Origin of the sequence: Bradyrhizobium sp. 147 (assembly GCF_023073935.1) — a bacterium.
Taxonomy (GTDB): domain Bacteria; phylum Pseudomonadota; class Alphaproteobacteria; order Rhizobiales; family Xanthobacteraceae; genus Bradyrhizobium.
Genome location: NZ_JADPKL010000135.1, coordinates 144,882 through 156,230, shown reverse-complemented (window position 1 = coordinate 156,230; position 11,349 = coordinate 144,882). Strand labels below are relative to the sequence as shown.

The window sequence follows — 11,349 nt, the reverse complement described above, 5'->3', positions numbered from 1 at the left end:
CCGGCACAGATCGTGCTATGCTTGGCCATCTTCGTCGATCCCTCCCTTGTTATGCGAACCTAAAGTTCGTTCAACCATTCGGGTCCCGATGAAGTGCCGGTCGCGATCTCGCTATGCCAGACAGCCCTCAAGGCTTCGGTGGGCACCGATCCGATCGAACGGCGACCCAGCTCGGCGGCCACCCGGGCTGGGCCATTCCTCACGGAACGGCTCAACATAACCGATCAGGCTAATACAAGGGCGGGCAAAGGCGCAACGCCGTGCCCACCTTTCTCTTTCGATGAAGCTGGTGGGCACGCTTGCGCTTTGCCCACCCTACGGCGGTCTGCCTACCCCACGATCCCCGCCGCGACCTGGCCGCGCAGACGTTCCAGGCCGAGCAATGTCTCCGCACAGGCGGCCGCGACCTCCGCGCCCTTGATCGCAAAATGCTTGCGGAAGAAGTCGTAGTGCACCTCGGTCTCGTGGAATTGCTGCGGCGTCAGCACAGCCGAGAACACCGGCACCTCGGTGCGGAGTTGCACGTCCATTAGCGCCTTGATCACGGTGTCGGCGACGAATTCATGGCGGTAGATGCCGCCATCGACGACGAGTCCGGCCGCGACGATCGCGGTGTAGCGGCGCGTCTTGGCGAGGACCTGCGCATGCAGCGGGATCTCGAACGAGCCAGGCACCTCGAACACGTCGACATGGGTGAGGTGCCGCGCTTCTGCCTCCTTCAGGAAGGCGAGGCGGGCCTCCTCGACCACGTCGCGGTGCCAGCAGGCCTGCACGAAGGCCACCCGCTGCGGCTTTGCGAAGCGCGGGTATTCGGGCGCGGGTCCTTGCGGAACCGGCGGTTCGGCGACTTCAGTTTCGACTTTGGAGGTTTGGACTTGGGGATCTTGCAACATCTGATTCATGGCTTTCCTCGGTTTAAGGACCAGAATCAGGGCACACGGAACGACAAACAGCCGCATCTTGCGATGCGCCTGCCACCGACCGTTCTCTTTCATCCGGACTTTGACCGTCGGCTTCGGAGTTGCACCGAATCTGCTGACCCTTCCCTTCGGCAAAATCCTTTTCAGGAAAGAACCTGAGGAAGGCGCTCGCGGGCTTGGGCCTTTCGGCCCTTACCGCCGGTGGGGACTTTCACCCCGCCCTGAGAACATCGGCCGTTCGGGATGAACGGCCTACCAGGAAATATGCCGCCGGCGAGCCGTTGCGGCAAGCGCGTTCCGCATGGGCAAAGCGCATGGTCCCATGCCGTCGCGGTGGGAGCGGCCTCGCGGGACGGAATTAGCAATTGGCGTCGGCCGCCCGAATCCGATTCCGGTTTGTTCTCCCTCGTCCGGTTTTGTCTCTCCCCGTTAACAATTATGGCGGAGATGAGCTGTGGACGAACGAGTCCTGGCTTGTGGACGGACTCGGGACGCGGTTGCGCAGATTCCGCAAATCACATCACTTGATCCGCGACAGGCCCGCGCTGATCCGAGGGGATCGCAAGAGCGACCCTAGGGATCGCCGTAGCGACGTTTAGGGAGCGCGCGCCGGGCCAACCGCGTGCGTATCAAAACAACAAGAAGGCAAGAGGTCGAGACGGCATGTCCCTGCTCGAAGGCACTATCGATTCCAAGAGCCATCCGCTCGCGGTGGTCGAGGATATCGCTGCCAGCAACAACTGGCCGTTCGAACGCTCCGGCGAAGACGAACTCACGATTGTCTCGAAGGGACAATGGACCGATTACCAGCTCTCCTTCACCTGGATGGGCGAGATCGAGGCGCTGCATCTGGCCTGCGCCTTCGACATGAAGATCCCGCTGCAGCGCCGGGGCGAGGTGCAGCGGCTCGTCGCCGCGGTCAACGAGCAATTGTGGGTCGGCCATTTCGACCTGTGGACCAACACCGGCATGATCATGCACCGCCAGGCGCTGGTGCTGCCGGGCGGCCTCACCGCCTCCACCGCGCAATGCGAAGCCATGCTCGCGGGCGCCATCCACGCCTGCGAGCGCTACTTCCCGGCGTTCCAGTTCGTGGTGTGGGCCGGCAAGACCACCGCGCAAGCCATGGACGCGGCGATGTTCGACACGGTGGGCGAGGCGTAAGGCGCCCCAGCGCGTGAGGAGGGCATCGCCCATCCTTCGTCGTCCTGGACAAGCGATGACGGCGCGAAGCGCTATCGTGGCCCAGATCCAGGATCCATGCCGCGAGGGCTCTCCGTATCTTGCGATGCTTGTTGCTCTGCCCTCCATCCACTAGAACCACCTGGGGAAATGGGTCCTGGCTTTGGCCAGGACGACGGATTTGGCAGCAGCGATGGCGAACAACACCCTCCAAAACATCACCGGCACCATCCTCCTTGCCGGCGCCGGCAAGATGGGCAGCGCGATGCTGAGCGGATGGCTCGCGGGCGGGCTCGATCCGCGCCGCGTTGCGGTGATCGATCCGCACCTCTCGCCCGAGATCACCGCGCTTGCCGCCAAGGGCGTTGCGCTCAATCCTGACCTGAAAGCGGCGGGCACGGTCGAGACGCTGGTCGTCGCGGTGAAGCCTCAGATGTTCCGCGAGGCCGGCGCCAAGCTGAAACCATTCGTTTCGGACAAGACGTCGGTGGTCTCGATCATGGCAGGCATCACGATCGCCTCGCTTGAAGAGGTCTGCGGCCGCGCCGTGGTGCGCGCGATGCCGAACACGCCGGCCGCAATCGGCCGCGGCATCACCGTCGCCGTCGCCGCACAACATGTCAGCTCGGCTCAGCGCGCGGTGGCCGATGCGCTGCTGCGCGCCACCGGCTCGGTGGAATGGGTCGAGGATGAAGGCCTCATGGACGCGGTCACCGCAGTCTCCGGCTCAGGGCCAGCCTATGTCTTCCTGCTCGCCGAAGAGCTCGCGCGCGCCGGTGTGGAAGCGGGCTTGCCCGAGGCGTTGGCGACAAAGCTTGCGCGCGAGACCGTCGCCGGCTCCGGCGAGCTGCTGCACCAGTCCGAGCTTGCTTCAAGCACGCTGCGCCAGAACGTCACCTCTCCCGGTGGCACCACCGCTGCCGCCCTCGACGTGCTGATGGGCGAGCCCGGCCTGCGCGAGTTGATGATCCGCGCAATAGCGGCCGCGACGAAGCGGTCGAAGGAATTGGCGAAGTAGCTAACGGCCTCGCAGCTACGCTCCTAGTCGCTTGTTGAACATCTCAACATTGACGAGACCGCGCCCGTGGCGGCCCTCGCCGAGTTTGCGGGCGCCCTCGAACGCCTCGACCTCGAAACGAATGACGCGGCGCTCGACCGCGACAACTTTCGCTGTGGTCCGCACCGTCGCACCGACGCGAGCTGCCGCGAGATGGCGGATGTCAACCTCGGTGCCGACAGTGACCCAGCCGGGCTGAAGCGCGGAGCGGATCGCATCGCTTGCGGTCATCTCCATCTCGAGGATCATCATCGGCGTCGCATAAACAAACGGCATGCCGGGCACGAAATGCCCGACCGTGCGCTCCACCGGCACCACCAGCGTGCGCTCTGCGCTCATGCCGATTGTGATGAAGTCGCGTGCGTCCATGTTCTTTCTCGTCATTCCAGGCGCAAAGCGCGAACGCGAAAAGCCAGAGATTACGCCCTGACGGGCTGCCCCGGAATGAACTAACGCGTCACTTCTTCGCAGCCGCCGCGCGCTCAACAAAGGTCTTGCCGCCCTTCATCTTGTGGCGCAGCGGGGCCTCGTTGATCTGGATGACGACGGCATCGGCGTCGACGCCGAGATTCTTCACGAGCGCCTGGGTGATGTCGCGCATCATGCCGGCCTTCTGCCCGTCGGTGCGGCCTTCGGCCATGCTGATTGTGATCTCAGGCATCGTCTGCTCCCTGCTCGTCGTTGATCATCTATTCGTCATTGCCGGGCTCGATCCGGCAATCCCATCATTTGGAAGATGGATGCGCGGGTCAAGCCCGCGCATGACGAATGGAGCGAATGGCTAGCCCCAGCTCACGTCATGGCGCGCCAAGACCTCGCGCACCTTGGCGACGAGATCGGCCTCGCTGCACGAGAATTGCGCCGGTCGACTCTCGCGCCATTCCTGGTTGGAGGCGATCGCAGCGGCGGCCTTGGCACCCTCGATCAGATCCTTGATCTGAACCTCGCCGCGCGCCTTCTCGTCGGAGCCCTGGATGACGACGCAGGGCGCGTTGCGGCGATCGGCATATTTGAGCTGATTGCCCATGTTCTTGGGATTGCCGAGATAGAGCTCGGCGCGGATGCCGGCGGTGCGCAAGGAAGCGACCATCTTCTGATAGTCGGCGACGCGGTCGCGGTCGAATACGGTGACGACGACCGGCCCGAATTCCGGCCGCGTGTCGAGCTTGCCGAGCAGCGTCAGTGCGGACTGCAAGCGAGACACGCCGATGGAGAAACCGGTCGCCGGCACCGGCTCGCCGCGGAAGCGCGAAACGAGTCCGTCATAACGTCCGCCGCCGCCGACAGAGCCGAAGCGCACCGGGCGACCCTTCTCGTCCTTGGTGTCGAGCAGGAGTTCGACCTCGTAGACAGGGCCGGTGTAATATTCGAGGCCGCGCACGACGGAGGGATCGATGCGAATGCGATCCATGCCGTAACCCGAGGCCGTGACCAGCTTGGCAATTTCTTCCAGCTCGCTCACGCCGGCCTGACCGACTTCGCTCTTGGCGAGGTAGGTTTCTGCGGCGGCGATGGCTTCTTTCCAATCATCGCGCTGCTTGGTGATGGCGAGAACAACGTCAGCCTCCGCCGCACTTAGATTGGCGCCTTTCGTGAAGTCGCCCTTGCCTTCTTCGCCACCGTCCCATCGTCCGGGACCGAGCAATTTGCGCACTTCGTCGGCGGAAAACTTGTCGAGCTTGTCGATCGCGCGGAGCACGGTCAGCCTGCGTGCCGCGTTGTCGTCGCCGCCGAGCCCGATGGCTTCCAGAACACCGTCGAGCACTTTTCGGTTGTTCACCTTCACGACATAGGAGCCGCGTGCAATCCCGAGCGCCTCCATCGTGTCCGCGGCCATCATGCAGATCTCGGCATCCGCCGCCGGTGTCGCCGAGCCCACCGTATCCGCGTCAAACTGCATGAACTGGCGGAAGCGGCCGGGACCGGGCTTCTCGTTGCGGAACACGTAACCGGCGCGGTAGCTGCGATAGGGCTTTGGCAGCGTGTCGAAGTTTTCAGCGACGTAGCGGGCGAGCGGCGCGGTCAGATCGTAACGTAGGCTGATCCATTGCTCGTCGTCGTCCTGGAACGAGAACACGCCCTCGTTCGGACGGTCCTGGTCGGGCAGGAATTTGCCGAGCGCATCGGTGAATTCCATCGCCGGCGTCTCCACCGGCTCGAAGCCATAGAGCTCGTAAACAGCGCGGATCTTCTCGACCATCTCGCGCGTCGCGCGTATCGCGGCGGGATTGCGATCCTCGAGCCCGCGCGGCAGGCGCGCCTTCAATTTCTGGGGTTTTTTGGGTTTCTCGGCCATGCGCGGCGTTTACCAGCCGACGCGCAAGGCGGCAACCGTTCTTGCCCTCTCCTCTCGCGGGAGATCTCCCACAAGGGGAGAAGATAAAAGCTTCAAAACACCTTGCGGATCCAGTTGTGCGGATCGTTGGTGCGGCCGTACTGGATGTCGACGAGCTGCTTGCGCAGGCCCATGGCGACCGGGCCGGCCGCGCCGCCACTGATGTCGAAATCGCCGCTCACCGAGCGCACCTTGCCGATCGGCGAGATCACGGCGGCAGTGCCGCAGGCGAAGGCTTCTTTCAGCCTGCCGCTGGCGGCGTCCTTGCGCCACTGGTCGAGCGGGTAGGGCTCCTCGCGCACCGTCTTTCCGGCATCGCGGGCGAGCGTGATGATGGAGTCGCGTGTGATGCCCGGCAGGATGGTGCCGAGCGGCGGCGTCGACAACGAGCCGTCGTCGAACACGAAGAAGACATTCATGCCCCCGAGCTCCTCGATGTAACGGCGCTCGAGCGCATCGAGGAACACGACCTGATCGCAGCCATGCTGGATCGCTTCCGCCTGGGCGCGCAGGCTTGCGGCATAATTGCCGCCGCATTTGACGGCGCCGGTGCCGCCGATCGCAGCGCGCGTGTAGTTCTCGGACACCCAGATCGACACCGGTGCAGGGCCGCCCTTGAAATAGGAGCCGACCGGCGAGGCGATGACCGCGAAGATGTATTCGGATGACGGCTTGACGCCGAGGAAGGTCTCGCTCGCGATCATGAAGGGCCGTAGGTAAAGACTGCCCTCGCCGCCCGGCATCCAGGCGCGGTCGATGCGCACGACCTGCTCGACCGCCTCGATGAAGACATCCTCGGGCAATTGCGCCATCGCCATGCGGTCGGCCGAGTCCTTGAATCGCCGCGCATTGGCATCCGGGCGAAACAGGTTCACGCCGCTGTCGTCGCGCTTGTAGGCCTTGAGGCCCTCGAAAATTTCCTGAGCGTAATGGAGGACCGCGCCGGCCGGATCGAGCTGGAAGTTGGCGCGCGCCTCGATTTTGGCCTCGTACCAGCCGCCCTTGGCCTGATTGTAGCGGACGATCGCCATGTGATCGGTGAAGACTCGCCCGAACCCTGGGTCCACCAGCTTGGCGACGCGGTCCTTCTCAGGAGTCGGATTGGATGCGGGCTGGATGTCGAATGTCATGCTCATGTCCTTGGCTCCCGCTGCCGGTATCGGCGCTGTTCTGGCACCGGCCCGCCCCTGTTCGGGGCCGGCTGGCTTCATTAGGTGTCTGGCTGGACCGGCGCCAGCCTTGTTACGGCCGGTTTCCCGTGGCCAGCATGTCGCCGAGGACATGCTTTTGCGGAAGGCGGAAGTCCAGTATGTTTTGTCGAAATGCCGCTCGACAATCGCACGGTAGATCTGCTCCGGCCGTCGTCGCCTGTCCGGCTGTTTCCGCCGTCCCCGCTTCGACGCCGCCCGTCGCGATACGATCTAAAATTTCGTGCGGGCCAATCGTTTTGTAACATTGAACCTAAGATACGTCAATATGCCTGACATAAATTTCGCGAGTCCGTCTCAAGACGCCGCCGAGCCTCGGCCGGCCGCAGGCGATGGAAACAATTTGCGCTGGGATATCATCGAGCTGCTGTTCTTCGCCTATCGCGATTTCGTCGGCGATCCCGACCAGGAGCTGGAGGCCTTCGGCTTCGGCCGTGCCCATCACCGGGTCATGCACTTCGTCTATCGCTACCCCGGCCTCAAGGTCGCCGACCTCCTCGACGTCCTGCGCATCACAAAGCAATCGCTTGGCCGCGTGCTCAAGCAGCTTCTCGACGAGGGCTATATCGTGCAGAAGACCGGCGACAATGACCGTCGCCAGCGCCTGCTCTATGCGACGCCGAAGGGCGAAGCGCTGGTGCAGAAGCTTGCCGGGCTGCAGACCACGCGGATCAACAAGGCGCTTGCCGAAATGGGTCCGCAGGATGCCGAGACCGTCAAGCGCTTCCTGCGCGCGATGATTGATCGCGACGATCCGGACAAGGTGCTCGAGACGATCTTCGCTTCCGTCAACCACGACGCCAAGGAGTGACCGTGCCGCTCGCTGCCACGCTCGCCCGCCCGCCGGTGCAACCCGCCGACGATGCCCCGCATCTGCTGCTGGTCGATGACGACCGCCGCATCCGCGATCTGCTGTCGCGCTTTCTCGCCAGCGAAGGCTACCGCGTCTCGACCGCCGCCAGCGCCAGCGATGCGCGCGCCAAGCTCATGGGCTTGCATTTCGATCTCTTGATCCTCGACGTCATGATGCCCGGCGAGACCGGCTTCGACCTTGCCCGTTTCATCCGCACCTCGTCCTCGGTGCCGATCGTGATGCTGACGGCACGGCACGAGGCAGAAGCGCGCATCGAGGGCCTGCAGATCGGCGCCGACGACTATGTCGCAAAACCGTTCGAGCCGCGCGAGCTCGCGCTGCGCATCAACAACATCCTGAAGCGCGCCGCGCCGCCGCCGCAGGCCGCGACCGTGGAGAAGATCGCTTTCGGACCCTACGTCTACCATCTCGATCGCGGCGAGCTGCGCCAGGGCGATGAGGTCATTCACCTCACTGACCGTGAGCGCGAGATGCTGCGCATCCTCTCGGAGACGCCGGGCGAAACCGTGCCGCGCAGCGCGCTGACCGGCAACGGCAGCGTCAACGAGCGCGCCGTGGACGTTCAGATCAACCGCCTCAGGCGCAAGATCGAGACCGATCCCGCCAATCCGCTGTTCCTCCAGGCGGTGCGCGGCATCGGCTACCGGCTGGTGGCCTTGCCTTAAAGCCATAGAGCAGTGAAGCGCCACCGATGAGCACGATCGATACGGGCCTGACGCTTCTGAAGAGCGCCGCCGACCGCGTCTCCGCCGCCAATGGCTGGATGGGCAACGCATTCAAGGGCTGGATGCCGACCGGCCTCTATGCGCGCGCGCTGCTGATCATGATCGTGCCGATGGTGATCCTGCAATCGGTCGTCGCCTTCGTGTTCATGGAGCGGCACTGGAACACGGTGACTCGCCGCCTGTCCGCGGCGGTGGTGCAGGACATCGCCGCGCTGATCGACGTCTACAAGGGCTATCCGCAGGACAAGGACCGCGACCAGATCCGCCGCATCGCCCAGCAGCGGCTCGGCCTCGTCGTCGATTTCCTGCCCGCCGGGGACATGCCGCCGCCAGGACCGAAGCCGTTCTTCTCGCTACTCGACCAGACCCTGTCGGTGCAGCTCGGCCGCCAGATCGGGCGTTCGTTCTGGATCGACACGGTCGGCCGCTCCAATCTCGTCGAGATCCGCATCCAGCTCGACGATGCCGTGATGCGCGTGTTTGCCCAGCGCAGCGCCGCCTATGCCTCGAACTCGGAAATCTTCCTGTTCTGGATGGTCGGCACGTCCTCGATCCTGCTGATCGTCGCGGTGCTGTTCCTGCGCAACCAGATCAAGCCGATCCTGCGGCTCGCCGATGCCGCCGAGAGCTTCGGCAAAGGCCGCGAGGCGCCGAATTTCCGCCCCAGAGGCGCGCGCGAGGTGCGGCGCGCCTCCGTCGCCTTCCTCGAGATGAAATCGCGCATCGAGCGCACGATGGAGCAGCGCACCGCAATGCTGGCTGGCGTCAGCCATGACCTGCGCACCATCCTGACCCGCTTCAAGCTCGAGCTGGCGCTGATCGGCGATAGTCCGGAGCTCGAGGGCATGCGCAAGGACGTCGACGAGATGTCGATGATGCTGGAGGATTACCTTGCCTTTGCCCGCGGCGATTCCGGCGAGCAATCGCAGCCGACCGATATGGCCCAGGCCCTGGAAGAGCTGCGCAGCGACGCCGAACGGCACGGCCACACCGCGACCGTGGCGTTCCACGGCCTGCCAGTGGTGACCGTGAAGCCGGCCTCGTTCAAGCGCTGCCTTGCCAACCTCGTCACCAACGCCGCGCGCTACGGCAAGGCCATCGCCATCACCGGCCAGCGCGATCACCGCTATCTCACGGTCACGATCGACGACGACGGGCCGGGCATTCCCGCGCATTTGCGCGAAGAGGTGTTCAAGCCGTTCCTGCGGCTGGACAACGCCCGCAACCAGGACGAAGGCGGCACGGGCCTTGGTCTCGCGATCGCCCGCGACATCGCCCGCTCGCACGGCGGCGACATCACGCTCGGCGACAGCCCGATGGGAGGATTGAGGGCGAGCGTGAGAATACCGGTGTAACTGCTCTTGCCTCTCCCGTAAGAACGGGGCGAGGGAGCACACCGGTTTTCCGGCTACGATCTCGCTACTTCGGCAGCAGTGCCTTCAGCTTATCCACGTCGCGCACGTTCATCTTGAAGCCGCCTGGCATCACGATGTCGCCGGGCTTCTGGTCCGGCTTGCAGGCCCCGAGCCATTTCGCTTCGAGCGTCATGGTGCTATCGCGCCCTGCCGTGCCGGCGACGCCGCCTTGCGCATGCGAGGAGGTCTTCACCGTATAGGCCGAGTTGAAATCGCCTGATATCTCGGCATGCGAGGTCGTGCTGACGCCGGCGACGTTGCACTCGGAATCGCTGACATAGCCGGTCGCGGTCTTCTTGATCTCCTGCTTGGCGCAGATCTGCTTGGCCATCGGGGAGACGTTGTTGCTCATCTCCTTGTCGACGGTCTCGTCGGTGCAGTGCTGCATGGTCATCTCGGGCACGGGCGAGCCGGTCGTGACCAGCTTCATTTCCCAAAGGCCGGCCTTGCGCAGCGGCAGATCGTCGGCGCTGGCGCTGCCTGCCGACAACACGAGACAGGCGGCCGAGCCGAGCAAAGCGAGTTTGCGCGTCATCTGGGAGCTCCCGGCTGAGAGATTGCGGCGTTACGACCGCGGTTCAGTACAGCGTTCGGATCGGCTGGTCGGCGGCGCCATAGGGCACCCAGCGGCAGGAGAACGAGATGTAGCCGCCCTCGTAGGCCTGCACCGCGAGAAATTTGGCGACCTTGCCGTAGCGCGCGCAGTGATCGACCGCGACCTGCCGGGCATCGACCTGGGTCGCCATCGAATAGGCGATGATGCCGCCGGTGTCGTTGCCCTTGAACGGCGGCACTGGAAGGATATCGGCGCGCGCCGACTGGCTCGCCATCATACCCGAGACAACCAGGCTGGCGAGAAGACCCGCGGCCGCAATGATTCGCATTCCCGTCACTCCAATTGGCTGGCCGCCAGTTTACGGTGCTGCGATGGAAGTGGAAAGAACGGAAGCCATGCCGAGCGCGACGTTGTGGTCAACTCCTGGCGAAGTGTTGCCGCGCTGCACTTGACCCCGCCGAGCCTTCGCGGCACGGTCCCATCTTCGCAAGACCCAGCAGTCCGGATTGCCCATGCGCGCCCCCTCCCTGAAATCGCTCCGCTTTGCCGCCGTGCTCGGCCTCACGTTCGGGGCGCTGCCGCTCGGTGAGGCCAGGGCCGCCAATCCGCTCGAGACGAATTTCTGGCTGAGTGGGCCACGTTACGACGGCGCCGTCGCCGATTGCGACAAGGCGCTGCCGACGATCGCCACCCAGTTCTGGGAGAAGGAAAGCTCGTTCTGGAATTCCTCGTTGAAGATCACCGGCTTCTCCGCCGTTCGCGAGACCGCCTTCCGGCCCTGGCAGTCCGACAACATTCCGCGCCGCTATTGCACCGGCGACGCCATGCTCAATGACGGCAAGGTGCGCAAGGTGCATTTCTCGATTATCGAGGATGGCGGCTTTGCCGGCTACGGCAATGGTGTCGAATGGTGCGTCGTCGGAGTCGACCGTAACTGGGCCTACAATCCGGCCTGCCGCGCCGCCAAGCCCTGATTTCAAGGGCCCTTCGGGCCGATCCGGCGACCGAACGGCGGTGGCCCGAATTTTGTTCTTGAAATGTTCTTATCGCCTGCTAGGCTTCATTGCACAGTCTAGT

Annotated in this window: 13 protein-coding genes and 1 riboswitch; of the genes, 6 read left to right on the top strand and 7 right to left on the bottom strand. The window is 64.3% G+C overall.

The features are described 5' to 3' along the window. Positions 1-329 precede the first annotated feature (329 nt). Positions 330-902: a 6,7-dimethyl-8-ribityllumazine synthase gene (locus tag IVA87_RS31845; RefSeq protein WP_247299492.1), complete on the bottom strand. Its 573-nt coding sequence runs from the start codon at positions 900-902 to the stop codon at positions 330-332. Positions 903-979: 77 nt separating this feature from the next. Then, a riboswitch (FMN riboswitch) is annotated at positions 980-1,153 on the bottom strand. 430 nt (positions 1,154-1,583) lie between these two features. Here IVA87_RS31845 and IVA87_RS31840 point away from each other — a divergent pair. Together IVA87_RS31840 and proC are read left to right on the top strand one after the other, a co-directional pair. Then, complete coding sequence (locus IVA87_RS31840) at positions 1,584-2,084, top strand: YbjN domain-containing protein (RefSeq protein WP_247277547.1); 501 nt, start codon at positions 1,584-1,586, stop codon at positions 2,082-2,084. Between the two features lie 211 nt (positions 2,085-2,295). Further along, positions 2,296-3,120 carry a pyrroline-5-carboxylate reductase gene (gene proC / locus IVA87_RS31835; RefSeq protein ID WP_247299490.1) on the top strand — a complete coding sequence of 275 codons (825 nt, stop codon included), beginning with the start codon at positions 2,296-2,298 and terminating at the stop codon, positions 3,118-3,120. Positions 3,121-3,135: 15 nt separating this feature from the next. Here the strand turns inward: proC and IVA87_RS31830 are convergent, their stop codons facing one another. The 4 genes from IVA87_RS31830 to IVA87_RS31815 all read right to left on the bottom strand — a co-directional run bounded on the left by IVA87_RS31830 (position 3,136) and on the right by IVA87_RS31815 (position 6,630). Then, a complete protein-coding gene (locus tag IVA87_RS31830) occupies positions 3,136-3,528 on the bottom strand; it encodes a hotdog domain-containing protein (RefSeq protein WP_247299488.1) in 393 nt (130 codons plus the stop codon). A gap of 88 nt (positions 3,529-3,616) precedes the next feature. Continuing rightward, positions 3,617-3,820, bottom strand: a complete 204-nt coding sequence (locus tag IVA87_RS31825) for a tautomerase family protein (RefSeq protein ID WP_247336890.1) — start codon at positions 3,818-3,820, stop codon at positions 3,617-3,619. 120 nt (positions 3,821-3,940) lie between these two features. Continuing rightward, entirely contained in the window at positions 3,941-5,455 is a 1,515-nt protein-coding gene (hisS, locus tag IVA87_RS31820; RefSeq protein WP_247299486.1) for a histidine--tRNA ligase, read from the bottom strand. Between the two features lie 92 nt (positions 5,456-5,547). Next, the gene (locus tag IVA87_RS31815; protein ID WP_247336887.1) at positions 5,548-6,630 is read right to left on the bottom strand and encodes a branched-chain amino acid aminotransferase; all 1,083 of its coding nucleotides are present in this window, start codon (positions 6,628-6,630) and stop codon (positions 5,548-5,550) included. Positions 6,631-6,970: 340 nt separating this feature from the next. Here IVA87_RS31815 and IVA87_RS31810 point away from each other — a divergent pair, with 340 nt between their 5' ends. The 3 genes from IVA87_RS31810 to IVA87_RS31800 are packed head-to-tail and all read left to right on the top strand — an operon-like array spanning position 6,971 to position 9,656. After that, on the top strand, positions 6,971-7,513 hold the full coding sequence (locus IVA87_RS31810) for a MarR family transcriptional regulator (protein WP_247299482.1): 543 nt from the start codon (positions 6,971-6,973) through the stop codon (positions 7,511-7,513). After that, positions 7,510-8,241 carry a response regulator transcription factor gene (locus IVA87_RS31805; RefSeq protein ID WP_247336884.1) on the top strand — a complete coding sequence of 244 codons (732 nt, stop codon included), beginning with the start codon at positions 7,510-7,512 and terminating at the stop codon, positions 8,239-8,241. Before IVA87_RS31810 ends, IVA87_RS31805 begins: the two co-directional genes overlap by 4 nt. 26 nt (positions 8,242-8,267) lie before the next feature. Further along, positions 8,268-9,656: an ATP-binding protein gene (locus IVA87_RS31800; protein WP_247299478.1), complete on the top strand. Its 1,389-nt coding sequence runs from the start codon at positions 8,268-8,270 to the stop codon at positions 9,654-9,656. 64 nt (positions 9,657-9,720) lie between these two features. On the opposite strand, the gene IVA87_RS31795 is transcribed toward IVA87_RS31800, so the two are convergent. Both IVA87_RS31795 and IVA87_RS31790 read right to left on the bottom strand, forming a co-directional pair. Then, on the bottom strand, positions 9,721-10,251 hold the full coding sequence (locus tag IVA87_RS31795) for a DUF3617 family protein (RefSeq protein WP_247299476.1): 531 nt from the start codon (positions 10,249-10,251) through the stop codon (positions 9,721-9,723). Positions 10,252-10,294: 43 nt separating this feature from the next. Further along, positions 10,295-10,600, bottom strand: coding sequence for a hypothetical protein (locus IVA87_RS31790; protein WP_247299474.1), 306 nt, complete (start codon positions 10,598-10,600; stop codon positions 10,295-10,297). A gap of 184 nt (positions 10,601-10,784) precedes the next feature. On the opposite strand from IVA87_RS31790, the gene IVA87_RS31785 reads away from it, so the two are divergent. Next, a complete protein-coding gene (locus tag IVA87_RS31785) occupies positions 10,785-11,246 on the top strand; it encodes a hypothetical protein (RefSeq protein ID WP_247299472.1) in 462 nt (153 codons plus the stop codon). Positions 11,247-11,349 lie beyond the last annotated feature (103 nt).